The 18,575-nt window shown below is 40.4% G+C and carries 18 protein-coding genes; 2 read left to right on the forward strand and 16 right to left on the reverse strand.

Annotated elements, in window-relative coordinates:
- Positions 1-160: 160 nt before the first annotated feature.
- From IGI44_RS15570 to IGI44_RS15605, 8 genes are all read right to left on the reverse strand, one after another.
- Complete coding sequence (locus IGI44_RS15570) at positions 161-1,945, reverse strand: ABC transporter ATP-binding protein (protein ID WP_438788686.1); 1,785 nt, start codon at positions 1,943-1,945, stop codon at positions 161-163.
- Positions 1,938-3,704 carry an ABC transporter ATP-binding protein gene (locus IGI44_RS15575; protein ID WP_438788687.1) on the reverse strand — a complete coding sequence of 589 codons (1,767 nt, stop codon included), beginning with the start codon at positions 3,702-3,704 and terminating at the stop codon, positions 1,938-1,940. Before IGI44_RS15575 ends, IGI44_RS15570 begins: the two co-directional genes overlap by 8 nt.
- Before the next feature lie 143 nt (positions 3,705-3,847).
- Positions 3,848-4,282: a MarR family winged helix-turn-helix transcriptional regulator gene (locus IGI44_RS15580; RefSeq protein WP_438788688.1), complete on the reverse strand. Its 435-nt coding sequence runs from the start codon at positions 4,280-4,282 to the stop codon at positions 3,848-3,850.
- Between the two features lie 84 nt (positions 4,283-4,366).
- Positions 4,367-4,708, reverse strand: a complete 342-nt coding sequence (locus IGI44_RS15585; protein WP_438788689.1) for a hypothetical protein — start codon at positions 4,706-4,708, stop codon at positions 4,367-4,369.
- Between the two features lie 234 nt (positions 4,709-4,942).
- Positions 4,943-5,971, reverse strand: coding sequence for a hypothetical protein (locus tag IGI44_RS15590; RefSeq protein ID WP_438788690.1), 1,029 nt, complete (start codon positions 5,969-5,971; stop codon positions 4,943-4,945).
- The gene (locus IGI44_RS15595; RefSeq protein ID WP_438788691.1) at positions 5,971-6,282 is read right to left on the reverse strand and encodes a PTS fructose transporter subunit IIB; all 312 of its coding nucleotides are present in this window, start codon (positions 6,280-6,282) and stop codon (positions 5,971-5,973) included. Before IGI44_RS15595 ends, IGI44_RS15590 begins: the two co-directional genes overlap by 1 nt.
- On the reverse strand, positions 6,283-6,729 hold the full coding sequence (locus tag IGI44_RS15600) for a PTS sugar transporter subunit IIA (protein ID WP_438788693.1): 447 nt from the start codon (positions 6,727-6,729) through the stop codon (positions 6,283-6,285).
- A complete protein-coding gene (locus tag IGI44_RS15605) occupies positions 6,722-8,128 on the reverse strand; it encodes a glycoside hydrolase family 1 protein (protein ID WP_438788695.1) in 1,407 nt (468 codons plus the stop codon). The genes IGI44_RS15600 and IGI44_RS15605 overlap by 8 nt, the downstream gene beginning before the upstream one ends.
- A 125-nt stretch (positions 8,129-8,253) precedes the next feature.
- Here IGI44_RS15605 and IGI44_RS15610 point away from each other — a divergent pair, with 125 nt between their 5' ends.
- Positions 8,254-8,964: a helix-turn-helix domain-containing protein gene (locus IGI44_RS15610; RefSeq protein WP_438788696.1), complete on the forward strand. Its 711-nt coding sequence runs from the start codon at positions 8,254-8,256 to the stop codon at positions 8,962-8,964.
- Between the two features lie 137 nt (positions 8,965-9,101).
- Here IGI44_RS15610 and IGI44_RS15615 read toward each other — a convergent pair whose 3' ends face one another.
- The 6 genes from IGI44_RS15615 to IGI44_RS15640 all read right to left on the reverse strand — a co-directional run bounded on the left by IGI44_RS15615 (position 9,102) and on the right by IGI44_RS15640 (position 14,175).
- Positions 9,102-9,701 carry a YczE/YyaS/YitT family protein gene (locus tag IGI44_RS15615; RefSeq protein ID WP_438788698.1) on the reverse strand — a complete coding sequence of 200 codons (600 nt, stop codon included), beginning with the start codon at positions 9,699-9,701 and terminating at the stop codon, positions 9,102-9,104.
- Positions 9,701-11,131: a glycoside hydrolase family 1 protein gene (locus IGI44_RS15620; protein WP_438788700.1), complete on the reverse strand. Its 1,431-nt coding sequence runs from the start codon at positions 11,129-11,131 to the stop codon at positions 9,701-9,703. The genes IGI44_RS15615 and IGI44_RS15620 overlap by 1 nt, the downstream gene beginning before the upstream one ends.
- A 187-nt stretch (positions 11,132-11,318) precedes the next feature.
- Positions 11,319-12,116, reverse strand: a complete 798-nt coding sequence (locus IGI44_RS15625) for a histidine phosphatase family protein (RefSeq protein ID WP_438788701.1) — start codon at positions 12,114-12,116, stop codon at positions 11,319-11,321.
- An 11-nt stretch (positions 12,117-12,127) separates the two neighbouring features.
- On the reverse strand, positions 12,128-12,472 hold the full coding sequence (locus IGI44_RS15630) for a PTS lactose/cellobiose transporter subunit IIA (protein WP_438789008.1): 345 nt from the start codon (positions 12,470-12,472) through the stop codon (positions 12,128-12,130).
- A gap of 18 nt (positions 12,473-12,490) precedes the next feature.
- Complete coding sequence (locus IGI44_RS15635) at positions 12,491-13,759, reverse strand: PTS sugar transporter subunit IIC (RefSeq protein WP_438788703.1); 1,269 nt, start codon at positions 13,757-13,759, stop codon at positions 12,491-12,493.
- Positions 13,760-13,860: 101 nt separating this feature from the next.
- On the reverse strand, positions 13,861-14,175 hold the full coding sequence (locus IGI44_RS15640; RefSeq protein WP_438788704.1) for a PTS sugar transporter subunit IIB: 315 nt from the start codon (positions 14,173-14,175) through the stop codon (positions 13,861-13,863).
- Positions 14,176-14,353: 178 nt separating this feature from the next.
- Between IGI44_RS15640 and IGI44_RS15645 the strand changes: the two genes are divergently transcribed.
- A complete protein-coding gene (locus IGI44_RS15645; protein ID WP_438788706.1) occupies positions 14,354-16,273 on the forward strand; it encodes a BglG family transcription antiterminator in 1,920 nt (639 codons plus the stop codon).
- Between the two features lie 39 nt (positions 16,274-16,312).
- On the opposite strand, the gene IGI44_RS15650 is transcribed toward IGI44_RS15645, so the two are convergent.
- Positions 16,313-17,692 (reverse strand): MATE family efflux transporter, encoded by a 1,380-nt coding sequence (locus IGI44_RS15650; protein WP_438788707.1) that lies wholly within the window; start codon positions 17,690-17,692, stop codon positions 16,313-16,315.
- Positions 17,693-18,130 (reverse strand): MarR family winged helix-turn-helix transcriptional regulator, encoded by a 438-nt coding sequence (locus tag IGI44_RS15655; RefSeq protein ID WP_438788708.1) that lies wholly within the window; start codon positions 18,128-18,130, stop codon positions 17,693-17,695.
- Between the last annotated feature and the right edge of the window lie 445 nt (positions 18,131-18,575).

The raw sequence follows: 18,575 nt of genomic DNA on the forward strand, positions 1-18,575 counted from the left end.
GATTTGACAACGATACTTTATCATCCACTCCCAGAAGTGTCAAGATAAAATAACATGAAATTTTATTCATGTGAATGGCTCGTCATTTTCTCGATGACAGTCGCGACAATCAGAGCGCAAAAAAACGACTAAAATCAAAAGATTTTAATCGTTTTTCTTATTAAATTAATTGTTCCTTCTCAAATTGACTATTATACAAATCAGCATAGAAGCCTGCTTGTGCCATTAATTCGTCATGATTCCCTTGCTCAATAATATTGCCTTCCTTCATCACAAGAATTAGATCCGCATTGCGAATCGTTGATAAGCGATGGGCAATCACAAAGGAGGTTCGGTTATTCATCAATTTATCCATCGCTGCTTGAATCAATTCTTCTGTTCGTGTATCAACAGAACTAGTCGCTTCATCTAGAATCAACATCGGTGCATCTTTGATGAGGGCTCGGGCAATTGTCATTAACTGTTTTTGTCCTACTGACAAACTGACACTATCATCTAAATACGTGTCATAACCTTTTGGAAGTGTCCAAATAAAATGATCGATTCCGACTGCCTTACAGGCATCAATAACTGTTTCATCAGCAACATGCTGTTGATTGTAAATCAAGTTTTCTTTGATCGTTCCTTCAAACATCCATGTATCTTGCAGCACCATACAAAATTGATCATGCACTTCTTCTCTAGTCATATCTTTCGTAGAGACCCCATCGATCTTGATTACTCCACGATTCGTCTCATAAAAACGCATCAGCAGATTAACAATCGTGGTTTTCCCAGCACCGGTTGGACCAACGATGGCGATTTTCTGCCCCGCTTTAGCATCCACACTAAAATTATGGATGATCGTCTGATCTTTGTCATAACCAAAGCTGACATTTTCAAAACGAACATTTCCTTCCGCACTACGTAAATGCGTGCTCTTTTCTGACTCATCGGCTAATTCGTCTTCAGCAAGAAATTCAAATACCCGGTTCATGGCCGCCCCTGCTGACTGCAGACTCGAAAAAGCCTGAGCTAACTGAGACAAAGGTTGTGAAAACAAACGAATATAAACCGTAAAGGCCACAATAACTCCTAACGTAATATCCCCTCTCAAAGCTAATACAGCACCCACAACACAGACCGCTACATAGCCGAAATTTCCAATAAAGCCCATCAACGGCTGCATGATTCCGGAAAGAAACTGCGCCTTCCACACACTACCGTAAAAATCTTGGTTCATTTCTTTAAATTCATCTTTCATGTCTTGTTTAGCACTGTAAGCACTAATCACCTGCTGCCCTGAATAAGCTTCTTCAGCAAAGCCGCTGATTTTAGCCAATTTTTGTTGTTGCTGATTAAAATGGACCTGCGATTTTGCCATGATAACCGCCATCAGTACAAAGCCCAATAAAACAGCAACAACCGAAGTGATCGCTAACAGCAAATTCGTGCGAAACATCATGACTAAACAACCGATAAACAAGGTGATCGATGGGAATAAGGTGCTTAAGCTTTGATTTAGCGATTGACTGACTGTATCCAAGTCATTGGTCACCCGACTCAAGGTATCGCCTTGACTATGGGAATCAAAATAATTCAATGGAACTGCGTTGATTTTTTCTGAGATCTGACGCCGCAGTTGTTTAGAAAAACGTTGCGTAACAGTCGCTACAATAAATCCTTGGAAGTAGGAAAGGATCGACCCGATCCCATATAAAATGACCAAGCCAAAAGCAAGCTGACTGATTCGTGTGAGATTGATCGAACCGCTCAAGCCTTGGGTAATCAAATCCGTAATTTCACTTAAACGGTTGGGACCAATGATTTGAGTGAGGCTGCCGATCGTGGCAAACACGATCGCTATAAGCAACGGCCATTTGTACTGGTTCAAGGCTTTAAGAACATTGTCTCTCAATGGATGTTCCTTCGCCTGTGTGTGAACATTTTCTAAAGTATTATCCATGTGCTAATTCCTCCTTCGACAACTGAGAATACGCAATCTCTTGATAAATTGCATTTGATTCTAGTAATTCCTCGTGGGTCCCCTGCCCAACGATATGACCTTCATCTAAAACGATGATTTGGTCGGCATCCATGATGGTACTGATGCGTTGCGCTACAATTAATTTGGTGGTATCTGCCAGCTTTTCCTTTAAGACTGCCCGTAATTTTTTATCCGTCTTATAATCCAGTGCCGAAAAGGAATCATCGAATAGTAAGATTTCTGGTTTACGGGCGATCACTCGCGCAATTGCCAACCGCTGTTTTTGCCCTCCTGAAAAATTACTCCCGTTTTGTGCAACGTGACTCTTCAGTTTGTCTTCCTTTTTATTCACAAAATCCTTCGCCTGCGCAATCGACAGTGCTTCCTCCATTTTTTCCTCATTCAACGGAGCATTGCTGCTGGTCCCAAAGTCCAGATTTGATTGGATTGTTCCGCTAAACAATACTGGCTTTTGCGGAATGTAGCCGACAATCTCATTTAGATCTACATGACTATACGTGTTGATTGGTTGCCCATCAATTGAGATCGTGCCCTCACTCGTTTCATAAAAACGTGGAATCAAATTCAAAATCGTGCTTTTCCCACTTCCTGTTGAGCCGATGAATGCCACCGTATCTCCCTGTTCTGCTTTAAAGTTGATGTCATGGACCACTGGCTCAGAAGCATCCGGGTATCGGAAGGTGACATGATCAAATTCAACAGTCCCTTTGATACTGGAATGTACTTTCTCTCCTTCATCTGGAAATTCAACAGAGGATTCTTTATCTAACACCTCATTGATCCGTTTGGCCGAAACCGTCGCCCGCGGCAGGATCATAAAGATCATCGACATCAACACAAAACTCATGACCACCTGCATCGCATAAGATGAAAACACGATCATATCACTGAACAAGGTGAGTTTCGTCATACCCGCGGCCTGTTGGATCATGTACGCGCCAATCCAATAAACTGCCAGCGTCAATCCGCTAGAAATCAAGCTCATACTCGGACTCATCAAGGCCATTACCCGACCAGCAAACAAATTCGTCGAAGTTAGCTCCTGATTCACCTCGTCAAACTTTTCTTCCTGATAGTCTTCCGCATTGTAGGCACGCACGACTCGCAGTCCGGTTAAGTTTTCCCGTGTGATACTGTTTACCTTATCTGTTAATTTCTGTATTTTTAAGAATTTTGGTTGCACGAGTACCAGTATGACTGACAACATGATCAATAATACCAAGACTGCTACTCCAGTAGTGGTCGTCCACTGCCAGTTCTTGCCGGCAATTTTCAAGACTGCCCAAACTGCTGTAATTGGCCCCTTGATCAGCAATTGCAAGCCCATTGCGACCACCTGTTGAATCTGGGTTAAGTCATTCGTCGTCCGTGTGGTCAAGCTAGGAATCGAGAATTGTTGAATCTCATGCGTGGAATAATCCATTACCTTGCCAAACATGTCTTGGCGTACGCGGCAAGTTAAACTCGCTGCAATTTTGGCAGCAAATAAACCGACGATAGAGGAAAAAACAAAGCTCATTAAAGATAATAAGACCATCCAGCCGCCGGGTTTTAAAATTTCATTGACAGCAGTATTCGGAGTTTGAAGCAGCGTCGTAATTTGTGACATATAATCTGGTACCTTTAAATCCATCCATACTTGTCCGAGGATAAATAGGACACTCGCCAATACCAGCAGTCGTTCTTTCGTATTTGTTCTTTTGATTAGTTGTATCATAGGGAACCTCCTTGTTTATTTGATTCTCACGCGTAGTTCATTCTGTGATAATCCCCGCTTCAACGGGAAAATAGAAGAAACGCTTTTAGATTAGCATGCTAACTATTGGCAGAAATTGAAATCTGACCGTTATAACGACCAGATTAGAGATGCTTTTTCATATTTTGTTTGAATTTCTCCATCGTGGTGAAAAACTGCAACAGTTCTTCATCAGAGATGTCTTGTCCCAAAACCGCTTCTACCTTTGCTACCTGTTTTTCGATCTCGATCGTTGTCTCTATGGCCTTCTCCGTTACGATCAATTGCTTTAAGCGTTTATCTTTTTGCGAGGGGGCCGTTGTTAAAAAACCATTTTTAATCATGCGATCCACTAAATTGCTGGCTGTTGGTTTGCGAATCGACAATTTCTCTTCCAAATCTTTTTGATAAATTTCTTTGTCGCGATTCTGAACCAAATAGCCTAAAGCAAATCCCTGCGGTCCTCTGATATGTCCGCTGTCACTTACTTTTTCAATGTATCTAGCAATTAACAACGATAACTCTCTTACCTCAAAACCAATTGTTTTTGGGTCATTCATGTATTCTCACCTCAAATAGTTATCATGCTAACTATATTAGTTTGTATTTTGCTTTTTGTCAACCTTGAACAAGAAAAAGTTAAATTATACCCTCCACCTTTTCAAAATGAACGTAATGACTTCCGTGATTAACCAACAAAGAAAACAAGAAATCGTCAGAAAAAGCACTTTATTATCAGTAGTCAAGTCACCCTTTTTAAAAATCAGATAAGAGATCAACGAGACAGCCAATAAAAGCCCGCCAAACAATCGATTACAAAACTTCCAGACCCGTTTTCCATACCGATAAAAAGCGAATCCGCGGTACCCGATCCCGCCAATCGATGTTTCGCTGGCACTGATGAAAAAGACGAACAAACCCAAAGCCCCCAGTAATAAAGGCATCTTGTCAACTTCACTTTTTTCGATGACTGCTATGATAAACATTTTGACTCTTCTTGTGCCGATTTTTTGTATAAACCGATTATATACTCTATCGATAACAACAACATAGTCTTTTTAGTCATTTCGCCTTGTCCTAGTCAATTTTTTCTTTCTCATTCGTTGATTTCCTTAACAAACAACCAATAAAGTTAAACATTTGTAAAAAGATATCCTAATACAAAGAAAGAGTTCCTGTATTTTTTAACAGAAGACTCTTTCTATCTAAAAAATTTCAAATTATAATTCTACAATCCCTTTTTGTACTAAAAACTTACGCCGAATAAGGATAAATATGGCTGCTACTAATACCACCGCTAATACACTAATAACACCAATAATTGGATGGCTGGAATAGGCGAAACCAATCAATGGTCCGAATGCTACTGTTGAAGTGATTCCGAACATTGCATAGATAGAACACAATACTCCACAACTCAACATATTCAGTGGAATCATGAATTTTGGATCAACGAGCATGAACGGAATAGCCGGCTCACTCATTAACAGAAAACTCATTAAGAACGATGTAGTTCCAGCAACCTTCTCATCTTCATCAAAAAAACGACCTTTTCGATCAATTACCGTTGCCAGTCCTACAGACATTGAAGGTACCATAAATGCCGCTGTTGCCATTGTAATCGGCCAACGAACGCCTTCGTTCAACATTGTTAGTGCAAAAAGACCGGCTACTTTATTCACTGGGCCGCCAAGGTCAAAACCAATCATCGCACCCAAAATCAGTCCCAAAGCAATTGCGTTACTACCATACAAGGAAGTTAAGAAGGTTTTCAACCATTCATTGATGAACAAGATTGGCTGTTGAACGATTGTCACTGAAATCATTCCTATTCCTAAAGTAACCACAGTTGGAATGACTACCAATGAAAAAAGTGCCTTTCCAGATCCCTTCAAAGGAAGCTTGCCCATCCAAACAGATATATACCCTACTAACAAACCAATAATAATTGCCCCAAAAATACCTAATCCGTTTTGATTAGCATACAAGGCTAACATAAATGCTGGTGCTAATGCGACTCTATCTGCTACTGAATAAGCAATAAACATACAACAAAAGATATCAAATCGTTCAAGACCAGCCGTCGAAATGAACTTAAAGAAATCAAACAAAGGGAAACTTTCTGGCATAAATGTTACAACTGCCGTAAACAAAGCACCGACAATTATTATTGGTAGCATATAGTTTGTACCAGCTACCAAATGCAACTTAATATCGCTAAATTTAAATTTTTTTTCAGCCGTCTCCATCAACTATCCCCCATCTCAGCCAATTGCTGTATGAGAGCCTTACTGTGTGCCAAAGCCTCAGTCGTATTGATTTTCAACACAGGAATATCAGCGAATCGATCCATTCCCTGAATTGCAGTATCAATAGCTAAAACTACCGCATCGGCTGAATCAATGTCATTTTGTGTTAATTGATTTTCAATCCCTGAAGCAGACTGTGTTTCCATTAACAATTCATGTCCACTCTTTTTAGCTGCTTTTTTTAGGGCCTTTGATGCCATAAATGTGTGCATTAACCCGGCAGGACAAGCTGCTACCCCTACGAACTTCATTTAAATTTCCTCCTTTAAAAGTTTAATTATCATTTCCTTTGAATCCATCGTTAGAATTTTCTCTATGATATCTTCGTCTGCTAATTGTTCTGCAACTTTAGCCAAGATCTTTAAATGCATTTTCTCCTTACTGTCTTTCGGACTCAAAATCAAAAATACCAAGTTTACAGGTTCACCATCTATAGTGTTCCATTCTATAGGATGTTTCAGTTTTCCTATGACAACAGCTGCACTAGTGACGCCCTCACTAATACTATGAGGGATTGCTATGCCTTTAACAAAACCAGTTGAAAGCTCCGATTCACGTCTTAATACATCTTTTAATGTTTGTGCTTTATCGCTAACTGATCCAGTTGATTCATGTTCTATCAGAAACTGAAATAAATCTTTGACGTTATCCTGTGGCAATCCTAAAAAGACATTTTGATCATTCAAGATTCTATTCATCAGCTAACACGCCTTTACTATCAATCAGATCTTTATACCAATAGAAGCTTTCTTTTTTGATACGATTCATCGTTCCCACTGAATGATCATCGCGATCGACATAAATGAAACCATACCTCTTTTTCATTTCTCCTCTAGAACTCAGGATGTCTATTGGTGCCCAAGTTTGATAGCCAATACAATTTACTCCATCTTCAAAAATAGCCTTTCTCATTTCAGAAATATGCGTTTTAAAAAAATCCACACGGTAAGAATCTTCGATCGTTCCATTTTCGTTCAAATACTCGATGACACCCACACCATTCTCCATGATGAAGATCGGTAAATTGTATCTTGAGAAAAGTTTATTTAGCCCCCCGCGCAGTCCAACAGGATCTATCGTCCAATCCCACTCCGTTCGATGCAAAAATGAGTTTTTTGGAAATGGAGAAGGCTTCCCGATGATGCTGTCTAATAAGGCATCAGAAAATCGATAATTCTCAAATGTTCGATTAGTCATTTGGGATGAATAATAACTGATCCCTATGAAATCAGGATTGATGTTTAGCATACATTCACGATCACCGGATACTATTTCAGGAGTAATCTCCTTTTTATTCCAAGCTATTTGATTTCTGGTGGGATAAGTCCCGTTAATCATGACATCCAGAGTATTAAAATTAGCGTCTTCATCTTGAAGTTGTGCCGTCAATATATCACTTGGGTGAGCTGTTTCTGGATAGATCGGACAATAATTGATCATTACACCTATCTGATTATTCGGATATTTAACGTGAGAGTATTTGATCATCCCAGCAGCTGCCAGATTTAGATGATAGTTGATTTGTTCAATATTCTGATTAAAATTTGAATCTGATTTGCTATGACCGCCTAATACCGCAGAAGCTAATTTACACCCGTTTTGTTCATTCATTGGAATCCACCAGTGAACCTTTTCCCCATACTCATCAATCAGAAATTGAGTATATTGAATGAACGCCTCCACTGTCTTTCTAGATGTCCAACCGCCAAATTTTTCGTGTAACGCATATGGCAAGTCGAAGTGATACGCGCAAATCATCGGCTCGATTCCTCGTTCAATCAATGCATCGATAAAGTGATGGTAGAAACGGACACCTTCTTCATTCACTTGGCCGTCCCCATTTGGGAAGATTCTGGACCAAGCAATCGAGAAACGGTAACTATTCATCCCCATTTCCTTCAATAAATCGAAGTCTTCTTCATATCTATGATAAGCATCAGTTCCTGCATTGATGCTCCATTCTGGAAACCCAACTTTTTCACCAAACTTATCATATACAGATTTACCTTTACCGTATTCTTTCGTATTTGCACCTTCCGTTTGGTGAGCCGATACAGATCCCCCCCAGAAAAAATCTTTGGACATTTTTTCTTTCATAAGATTTCAACTCTCTTTCTTCTTGATATACTTATCTTAGCTAGAATAATCAAAGATAATTGTATTTTCTTCATATTTATTGTAAAATATTCATATAGATTGTAAACGAATTCAGAGGAATGGAAATGAAAAAAAATATTGATGTCATTGCAGAGAACTCCTTTATTCATGAATACTCGCACCATCCATACCAAATCGAGCACCATCTTACACAATTCCTTAATAGTAATGATGAGGAATATCACAGTATTCTAACTTTGGATACCTATGTGAATATTTTAGCCCCAACACCCTTGAGGGCACGGAAAAATTCACTGATCAGCTTTTTAACAATATACTGCCGCTTGGCTATTGATCTCGGTTTATCGGTCGAAAAGAGCTTTTCTGTAAGCGACTATTTTATTAATGAAATTGAAAGAACTGATTCCAGTAAAGAGTTGGAGGTTATCTACCACGATATTCTTTACGGATATAAGCACTTATTAGATAAAGATCGTGCGGGAAACTATTCTCTACATATCATGAAAGCTATCCAATACATCCATGCTCACCTCTATGAATCACCAACACTCCAAGATATTTCAGATTACCTTGGCATAAATGAACACTATTTTTGCACGATTTTTTCGAAAGAGGTTGGTGTTCCACCTAAAAAATTCATTATTCAAAACAAGGTTAAAACCGCGATTTCGTTACTATCAAACAAGGATCTTAGTATCTCTGATATTGCTGAATTGTTAAAATTTACCGATACTCCACACTTTATCCATACATTTAAAAAAGCCACTGGGTTAACACCAGGAGCTTTTCGGAAACAAGCTCACGCTAGTTTTTAATGATATCTACTCTAGACAGAAAACATTCGATTATTATCTACTATCAGAGCATTTGTTGATACACAACTTTGATTCAGCAAAAAAACGATTGAAATCGAAAGATTTCAATCGTTTTTTCTATAAATTAATCCATTTTTTTATCCCAATAATGGTTGCATTTTCTTGCCGCAATATTGACTCGTTAGTTTCAACAGCGGACCAATCAGCAGAACACCAACGATCGGACCAATCATAAACTTTCCGCCTAAAACCATGCCGGTGATAAAGCAGATCAAATCAAGACCCATGCGTACTTTTGCCAAGTCGATCGTGAGACGTTTGCTTAGTGCAAAGCTCAATGCGATATACCCTTCCTTGCCGGCATTTGTGGCGGCGGCAATTCCCGAACCGATGCCGATAAAGGAGATCCCTAGCACAACTAACATGAGTTTAATCACTACACCGCTTTGAATTGTCAGATACTTGATCAGCAAATCGGTGAAAATACTTGTAGCGATTGGATTCAAAACCGTCGCTATTCCTAGTTCTTTTTTATCAATCAATGCGACGATAATCAAGCAGGTACAGGTGACGAGTAAGGAAGCCTGACCCACCGTGATCGGCAGATGCTTGGCTAAGCCTTCCCATAAAACACCCAACGCATCCGCACCTAGACCCGTCACTACACACAGACCTACGCCAATACCGACTAAAGAGGAACCTAAAACAGAAATCAAATTTCTTAAAATCATTTTCATCAATCCAATTTCGTGCCGTTTGACGCGATTACCTCTTTATACCAATAGAAAGAGTCTTTTCTGATACGTTTGCATTCCTTCACGTCATCGTCTGTCCGATCGACGTAGATCAGGCCGTAACGTTTTTTGTAGCCATTGCTGGTAGACAGCAGATCAATCGCAGACCAAGGCATATAGCCAACCACTTCCACACCAAGATCCATCGCGCGTTTCGTTGCTTGGATATGCTCACGTAAATAGTCGATTCGGTAATCGTCATGAACTTTGCCATCTGGCGTCAGCTCATCATATGCGCCTAAGCCATTTTCAGTGATCATAAACGGAACACGGTAACGCGTATAAAGGTCACGATAGACGTATTCCAGACCGATTGGGTCAATTGCCCAATCCCAATCCGTCGTACGCAATTCAGGATTCGCGCACATTTGGTAGAAGCCTGGATGCGTCTCAAAGCCAGACATATCGCCTTTTTTACCAGATAAGTTGTAGCCAGACCAACGACGCTCTTCTCCTTCAGGACAGGCATGCGCACATTGGCTGTCGTAATAGTTGATCGCGAAGAAGTCGGATAGATTTTCAGCAAAGAACTGCTCGTCGCCCTCTTCCATCTCCGGTGCCAGACCAGCTTGCTTCAAATAAGTCAGCGCTGCAACATTGTAGTACCCACGGAAATAAACATCCAAGTAATACGCATTGCGGAGATCATTCGCGTTCAATGCCGCCAACTGATCCTCTGGTTTACAGGTACGAGCATAAACGGGTGCATAGCCTAATGCCGGACCTGCTTTTGCGCCTACTTCATGAGCCAGCTTCACGGCCACGGCCTGCGCCAAGTTCATGTGGTGGTTGATTTGATACCGGAGTTGATTGTTGTGTTGATATTCCGGTAATACGTAGCATTTCTGCGTCCAATACTGCACGATGATACTTTGTTCATTGATCGTGATCCAATACTTGATGTCATCCTTGAATTCATTGATGACATACTTCGCGAAGACTTCAAAATCATTTACCACTTCGCGAGACAGCCACCCGCCGTATTTTTCTACTAATGGCCATGGCAGGTCATAATGATACAATGTCGGAATTGGTTCAATGTCATTGTCCTTCAATTCCTTGATTAAATCGCGGTAGAATTGGATACCCGCTTCATTGACGACATCGTCGCCATTAGGGAAAATGCGTGACCAAGCAATCGAAAAGCGATAACTGGTGAAGCCCATTTCTTTAAAAAGAGCAATGTCTTCTTTGTATTTATGGTAATGATCGCTGGCCACACTGGCATCGGCAAAGCCGAATTTTTCGTGACGTTCGCTGTTAATAATGTCTTGTTGGGATAGTCCTTTCCCATCCTCTTGTGCCGCACCCTCTACTTGGTACGCGCTAGTTGCTGCTCCCCATAGGAAGTCTTTTGGAAATTCGTTATTCATATCTTTCGCTCCTCGTTCTTAATAATGGATTAATTTTTCTGATGAAAAATTAGTTCGATGGTCACTACGTATACGATTCCACTAACCTGCTAAAGCAGGAAGAGGAACTCGCATCCTCATCTTTTTATTTAAAACTGAAGGATGAGTCAATAACGGACTGCTTCAGGTTTTACGTGTTTTGCATGGTCTATTCTTTCTGATCGACAAAGCTGGTATCACCGATCTTCTTGATCGTGTATTCTCCATCTTTATAGGTCAATGTTGTTACACTGCAATTGGCAATTTTTTCACCCTGATATTTTCCTGGTGCAACGCTTTCCAGTAAAATCGGAATAATCCCGCCAGATGAAACGATTAACACATTGCCGCCTTTTTTCGTCGCTTTCTTTATTACCTGCGGCATTGCTTTTTCTACCCGTTGCTTCATTTGATCGTAGGTTTCAGCCGTCTTTGTCGGATCAACTTCTGCTACCTTATTGGCTAGTTCTTCTTCAGTCAGCTGCTCCTTCAAGAAATCCCATAACTCATCGCTGCCTTCTGGATAGTCCAAATTCAACGCTTTGACAACAGCTAAGTTCATATCATCATTGGATTGACCTTCAAAGCCGCCAAAGTTTTTCTCGCGAAAGCCTTTATTTTCGATAATCTGCGGGACCTTCTTTTCATTCTGATCTAAAATTAACTGTGCTGTTTTTCTTTGACGACCCAAATCGCTGGAATAAGCGGCCGTGAATTTGACCTCTTTTAAGCCTTCCCCGACTAATTTTGCTTGTGCTTCGCCTTCTTCAGTTAGCAGACTATCGCAGAAGCCTTGAACCTGATTTTGTGTATTGAACCAGGTTTTTCCATGTCTGACTAGATAAATGGTTGTCTCCTTTGACTGCTTACTTTCCTTGGCAGCTGCTTCCTTCATTCCACCAAATGAACCAACAGCCGCCAATAAAATACTCAACACAGACACTATCCCTACTAATTTTTTCTTCATTTAACGCACTCCTATTTTTTCATCGCTAATTCAAACAAATCGACTAAATCTCTGGTCATGTTGACTTCACTGGTAATGGTCATCAAATGATCCTGCGCATGGGTGAATAATAAACACGGCTGGTAGTTTTTCCCCGCGGCTTCGTTTTGGATGACCGCAGTCTGCGAGTGATGCGCCAACACAATATTGTCTTTGGCTTCCTGCAACGCTTCTTTTGATGCTTCAAAATTTAGTTCCTTTGCAAATTTGATCGCTTCCTGTGCTTTTGTGCGTCCATTTCCCGCATGGATAATAATCTGCATTGCTACAGGAATCAATTCGTTTTCTTCTTCGACTAATTCTGTTTCTTCCATCATCTTTTTCACCTCATTCATTTATACAGCCTCTACTGGAGCCGTTAGTTCTGCCCCGGTTTTTTCTTCTTTAACTTCTTCTGCTAAAACTTCTTTTTCATACACTTTGAAGAATGGGTACCAAGTCAACAGGTACATCGCGAATAATAGGACATACCATAAGATCGCTCGGAAATCCTGTAAAATCATCACGCTGGAAATCGGTGCGGGAATCTGTGCTACCTGCATCAGTTCCTGTGGGATGTTCAATAAGCCGCCCCGCATCGCAAACCAAACCACGATACTTCCAGTGATGGAATTGATCCACATCGGCATCATCAAAATCGGATTCATAACCACCGGCGTACTGAAAACGATCGGTTCATTGATGTTGAAAAGTGAGGGACCGATGCAAATACGTCCCAAAGTTTTTAACTTCTTCGCCTTCGAGAAACACATTAATAAATTTAGCGTCAAAGTGGCCCCTGTTCCGCCCATCATGATCAAGCCCAAGCTGTAGACGGTTTCATTTGTGACGATGTTCATTCCGACATCCCCGTTTTTCAGTGCCAAGGCATTCGCTGCAATTCCCGCGATAAAGATCGGATTTTGGATGGCTGACCAGAGCCAAGTCGAGATCCCCATTGAATAAAAGAAGGCTGGGATCAACACAAGTAGAATCAAACCAGGCAACGATTGACCAAAGCTTTGGATTGGTTCAAACAAGTTGATAATCACTTCGAAAACATCGATCTTTAAAGCAAAGATCAAGGTTGACCACAAAGCCAAGCTCAAGAAAATTGGAATAATATTATTGATCCATTCAACGACGAAATCCGGTAATTCTGAATTACGCAATAAATGCAGTTTGCTGAAATAATGGAAGATCACGCTAACGACCGCGCCAACGATAACACCGATCAGAATTCCTGTCGGCCCGATACGTCCCATGTCGTAGACCCCTTCTTCTGCACCAACTGGCTGCAGGGTCATCATCAGAACACAGACTGAAACGATGCCTGCTGTGATGGCGTAATTTTGATGTTTAAACTTTTCCATATACTGGTTGGCAACCATGAAAGCTGCGATTAACCCGATCATGCCAAAGGAATAATTTGAAATATTGCCCAAATCTGGCAGCTGCGGAATATATGAGCGAAACACGTTATAGAAAAAGACGATTGATCCGGTCATGATAAACGGGATCAGTTTCTGCATAGCACTAGACAATCCAGCTACAGACGGTCGCTGCGTTAGATTTTTTGCTTTTGGAGCAAAAGAATTCGCCAGCCAATCCATAAATTTTTTCATTTTGCTTGTTCCTCCTAATTTATATTATTGCTTCTGATTTTCATCACATAGATCCTTTCACTAGGTATGCAAAAAGCATCAAGCGAAACGGATAAGCGATTTTATTTTTCCAATTTACTAAGAGCAAAGTCCAATAGCCCTTCGCCATCCAGCATGCCGTAAATATCTTGTGGAATGACATCAACGACAACGTTGTGAGGGGCTGCTTGTTCAGCCATCTCTTCTTTGAATGACGCGTAATGCGGACCTAAAAGTAAAATATCGATTGAATCTAAATAAGAAGCCACTTCACTTTCACTTCTGGCTTCGATCGAGCCAGAGATTTTACGTTTTTTCGCTGCCTTCCGCGTTTTTTGGGCTAAGAAGCCGCTAGACATCCCAGCACCGCAACATAATAAAATATTTACTGTTTCCATGATCATTTCCTCCTAAAATTTGTTTGTTATCCTTGCGCTGTTCTCTTTACACCCTTATTATCACGATTTTCCAAATCCGCCTCAACTAGACTCTTGCACGCTGGTCGTGCAACTCTCTATTTTTTCTCAAACCGTTTCACGCTATAATGAAACAAAGCACTGATGAGGAGATGTGGAAATGAAAGAAAAGCAAGAACAACTATTGAAATTATTGCTGCAGCAAGACAGTCCTGTCTCTTCCAGAATTTTGGCTGAAAAAATGAATGTCTCCGTGCGAACAGTAAAGAATTATATTTATGAGTTAAATAAGCTGGGGAGCGCACCGGTGATCCGTTCATCAAATGCCGGCTACACCGCTATTCCCGATGAAGCGGACAAGTTATTAGATAAGCCAGAAAATGCAAGCGGTTTACCTCAGACATTTAAAGAACGCTCCTTCTTCATTATTAAACGAATTTTGATGGAACATCAGCAGCTGAACATTTTTGATCTATCTGATGAATTATTTGTCAGCTACTCGACCTTAAAATCCGATCTTGCGAGAATGAACAAAGCATATGAAAAATACCATGTAAAATTTGTCCTTAAACAGGATGAGATTCAGATTATCGGCGAGGAAAAAGAAAAACGTCGTTTGATCTCTTATATTATTTTTGAAGAGGTGCCCCATAAATTTATTGATAAGCAAATTTTGGAAGCTACTTTTGAGAAGGAGGACATTGAAAAGCTATCCAGCATCATCCATGCCATCATGCACGATTCCAACTATCATCTGAATGATTTTTCGTTTGTTAATTTGATGCTGCATTTATTGATTTTGTTGGATTCTGTCCGGAATGACAAATCTTTGGTCACCCGTAATTGGTTCAGTTCCTGGCTTAGGGAGGATAAAGCGAAATTAGTAACGAAAATGATTGGCTTAATTGAAGAGGAATTTGATCTGACGTTAAACAGTTTGGAAAGAGAAGAAATCCACATGATCTTCCAAGCGAACGCCAACTACATTCCTTCCAACAATCTGAAGGAATTGGAGCAGATCGTGGGGGACGAAATTTCTCAGATCGTTCACGAGGTACTAGAAGATGTCCGTCAAACCTTTGGAATCAACTTGATGAGCGAAAGCTTCCTAGTTCCCTTCTCACTACATGTCAGTGGGTTGTTTTCGCGGGCTAAACAAGAAACTTCTTTGAAAAATCCCATGTTAGAGTCCTTGAAAAAAAGTTTCCCTATGGTTTATGATGTGGCAGTTTATCTTTCCTTACGATTGAGTGCACTATTTGATGTTTCTGTCAGCGAAGATGAGACTGCCTATATCGCCCTGCATATCGGGTCTGAACTAGAAGGACAAAAGAGAAATCTATCCAAGATTCGAACGGTGCTCCTTTGTCCTAAATACATGAATTTAGATGAGCAGCTTTACGAAAAGCTGAACCAGCATTTTGGCAATGAACTGATCATTCAAACAGTCGTCTCTAAGTTTTCCGAAACGGCTGCATTGGATTTTGAATTGTTGATCACCACATTGCCGGTTCCGGAATCCACTGATTATCTCGTCATCCAAGTTTCTCCGATCTTTACAGAAGAGCAGCGGGGAAACCTGATCACCGAATTAGGAAATATTCGATTGAATCGGAAAAAGAGCATTCTGCGTGAGAACTTCGATGATTATTTTGATGAAAGATTCTTCAATAGTCATTTACAGGGAGAAACAGCCGATGAAGCGATCCGTGAAATGTGTCGCATCTTAGAAAAAGAAGAGATGATTCCGTCAGAATTCACTACTCATGTCCTGGAAAGAGAGCATGCTTCCTCGACCGCTTTTGAATCAATCGCTATTCCTCATTCGGTCTATATGGATGCCCATCAAACGGTCATCAGCGTAGCAATCTCTGAAAAAGGGATCGCTTGGGGGGATAAAAAAGTCCATGTCATTCTATTAGCAGCGATCAATGATGTCGATCGTCGAAGATTCACAGATATTTACGAAGCCCTAATCTCATTATTCGAAACAACGGAGAGCTACCAGGAAATTAAAAGAATTAAAGATTTTTCCACCTTTCGAACGTTTATTTATGCACGAATTAAACGGAATTATTAGCAAAAAAAAGCGCTCAAATCGGAATTTGAGCGCTTTTGCTTATTCAATATCATATTCAAGTTCAGTTAAGGTTGATTCTTCCTTACTAAGACGTCGAATCCCACCAATATAAAAGGCTCCTGTCAAAACAGCTGCGCCCGCATCAGCGAAAGGGGCCGCATGCAACAATCCGTCCATTCCCCAAGCATCCGAAAAAAGCAGAATCGCTGGAATCAATAAAATAATTTGACGCGTTAACGTTAAGAAAATTGCTGAACGCGTACGTCCTGTCGCTTGAAAGAAATTCGAAGCAACAATTTGAAACCCGATAACCGGTAAACACAAGAACCATATTTGCAGCGCCTTGGCACCAAAGGTCAAGAGTTCTGGCTCATTGTTAAACATTCGCACCAATTGCTCTGGCATCAATCTTGTTGCTAGCCAACCAATGCACACAATGATCGTCGAAATCGCAATTGCGTATTTTTGAGTCTCCCTTACTCGACCAAATTTTTTAGCACCAAAATTAAAGCTGACGATTGGTTGGGCACCTTGAACCAGCCCCGTGATCGGCATCAACAGAATCGTTTGAATGCTATTAACAATTCCCATACCAGATACAGCGATATCCCCACCATAAGTTAGTAGTGTCATATTCAAGACGACGTTCAAGATACTGTTCCCCAACTGCAAGAGAAAGCTAGGCAAGCCCAAGGTGGTGATGCGCACAGCCACCTGTCCCTTGATTCGCATATTTTTAAGCTGGATCTGATGATGACTGCGTTTGCTAAGAAAATACGTCAAAATCCAAACCATGGAAATGAATTGTGATAAAATCGTGGCTAAAGCAGCACCAGCCATTCCCATATCAAAAACATAGATAAATACTGGATCAAGAACGATATTGACCCCTGCCCCCATAAACATCGTGATCATGGCTAATTTCGGCTGTCCATCTGCCCGTAAAAAGTTATTCATACCAATACTGACAATCTGAAAAACAGCTCCCGAAAAAATAATCCGCATATAGCTCATAGCATAAGGTAACACCGTATCACTAGCACCAAAGGCTGACAATAGCGGTGACAAAAACAAATGCCCTATAAGCATAAAAAGAAGACCACTGATGATCAATAAGGAAAATGCATTCCCCATTGCACGTTCTGCTTCCTCTGTTTTTCTGGCACCCAGCTTCATAGAAAAAAGTGTGGCACCCCCAACACCAAATAAAATTCCAATCGATAGCAAAATAATCATAATCGGAAAACCAATCGTGATGCCAGCTAACCCATTTGCCCCCAAACCTGGCGCATGACCGATATAGATTCGATCAACTACGTTATACAGTGCATTGACCACCATTCCAATAATTGCTGGAATAGAAAATTGCATCAATAATTTTGAGATTTTTTCTGTTCCTAACGGATTTGCTGCTTCCATTTATTCTCCCCCTTTTAAATCATGCTGCTCAGTTTTCTCTACCATTTCTTCTAACAACTCAAAAAGCAGATCGCGTTTGGTTTCATCCATTCCCTCCAGCATGATCTGGTTCCAACCCGCAAACTTCTCAATCATTGCTTCTCGCATATCTAGCCCTTTTTTCGTCAAAGAAATTTTGTTGCAGCGTTTGTCCTTTTCATCCTTTTCCTTCGTAACCAAACCCTTTTCTAGTAATGACTGAACAGTGCGAGCCGTTAATGCTTTATCCACTTGAAGGAAGGTACTGATTTCCTCCTGAGTCACTGCATCATTTCGATATAAATACATCAAGATTGGCTGTTCAGCGGTCGTAATATTCAATGGCTTCATCGCCGCATTCAAATAAATTTGATTTTTTCGATATAAAATTGAAATCAAACGTCCAACACTTCGTTTCATCATTTCCTCCAAATATCCTAAAAATAATAGTTGACTACTCAACCATTTTACCGAGTAATAGTTGACCAGTCAACTATTACTCGGTAAAAATTTTTAGTGATTACAAAATAAACTGTAAAAAGACTCACTCGCAGCTAGCTTGTATTAATGAATTAACTTTTTCAAAAAGCGAAAAAGTTTGGCTTATTCTCACTGCGCATACGATTTGGCTAAACCACTTGGTCATTTTTTTTTTTGAAAAAAAATACATCTACATTTCAAGCTTTATAAACTGCGAAAAGCCAAACTCGCAGCTAGCTCAGATAAGGGGAAAGTATTTTTCATAAAACACGAAAAATTACTTTAATTTTCGTACGCATACGATTTGGCTAAACCGCTTGTTCAATTTTTGGTAAGAAACTGTATGTACGTCTCATACTTAACAAACTGCGAAAAGCCAAACTCG

It is taken from the genome of Enterococcus sp. DIV0756, from assembly GCF_051710745.1.
Lineage (GTDB): Bacteria > Bacillota > Bacilli > Lactobacillales > Enterococcaceae > Enterococcus_A.

Coding starts and splice junctions, on each gene's coding strand:
- IGI44_RS15570 (WP_438788686.1), bottom strand. CDS start 1,945: ATGGATAATACTTTAGAAAATGTTCACACACAGGCGAAGGAACATCCA.
- IGI44_RS15640 (WP_438788704.1), bottom strand. CDS start 14,175: ATGGAAACAGTAAATATTTTATTATGTTGCGGTGCTGGGATGTCTAGC.
- IGI44_RS15635 (WP_438788703.1), bottom strand. CDS start 13,759: ATGAAAAAATTTATGGATTGGCTGGCGAATTCTTTTGCTCCAAAAGCA.
- IGI44_RS15595 (WP_438788691.1), bottom strand. CDS start 6,282: ATGAAGTTCGTAGGGGTAGCAGCTTGTCCTGCCGGGTTAATGCACACA.
- IGI44_RS15645 (WP_438788706.1), top strand. CDS start 14,354: ATGAAAGAAAAGCAAGAACAACTATTGAAATTATTGCTGCAGCAAGAC.
- IGI44_RS15575 (WP_438788687.1), bottom strand. CDS start 3,704: ATGATACAACTAATCAAAAGAACAAATACGAAAGAACGACTGCTGGTA.
- IGI44_RS15650 (WP_438788707.1), bottom strand. CDS start 17,692: ATGGAAGCAGCAAATCCGTTAGGAACAGAAAAAATCTCAAAATTATTG.
- IGI44_RS15625 (WP_438788701.1), bottom strand. CDS start 12,116: ATGAAGAAAAAATTAGTAGGGATAGTGTCTGTGTTGAGTATTTTATTG.
- IGI44_RS15580 (WP_438788688.1), bottom strand. CDS start 4,282: ATGAATGACCCAAAAACAATTGGTTTTGAGGTAAGAGAGTTATCGTTG.
- IGI44_RS15605 (WP_438788695.1), bottom strand. CDS start 8,128: ATGAAAGAAAAAATGTCCAAAGATTTTTTCTGGGGGGGATCTGTATCG.
- IGI44_RS15655 (WP_438788708.1), bottom strand. CDS start 18,130: ATGAAACGAAGTGTTGGACGTTTGATTTCAATTTTATATCGAAAAAAT.
- IGI44_RS15615 (WP_438788698.1), bottom strand. CDS start 9,701: ATGAAAATGATTTTAAGAAATTTGATTTCTGTTTTAGGTTCCTCTTTA.
- IGI44_RS15630 (WP_438789008.1), bottom strand. CDS start 12,472: ATGATGGAAGAAACAGAATTAGTCGAAGAAGAAAACGAATTGATTCCT.
- IGI44_RS15590 (WP_438788690.1), bottom strand. CDS start 5,971: ATGGAGACGGCTGAAAAAAAATTTAAATTTAGCGATATTAAGTTGCAT.
- IGI44_RS15585 (WP_438788689.1), bottom strand. CDS start 4,708: ATGTTTATCATAGCAGTCATCGAAAAAAGTGAAGTTGACAAGATGCCT.
- IGI44_RS15610 (WP_438788696.1), top strand. CDS start 8,254: ATGAAAAAAAATATTGATGTCATTGCAGAGAACTCCTTTATTCATGAA.
- IGI44_RS15600 (WP_438788693.1), bottom strand. CDS start 6,729: ATGAATAGAATCTTGAATGATCAAAATGTCTTTTTAGGATTGCCACAG.
- IGI44_RS15620 (WP_438788700.1), bottom strand. CDS start 11,131: ATGAATAACGAATTTCCAAAAGACTTCCTATGGGGAGCAGCAACTAGC.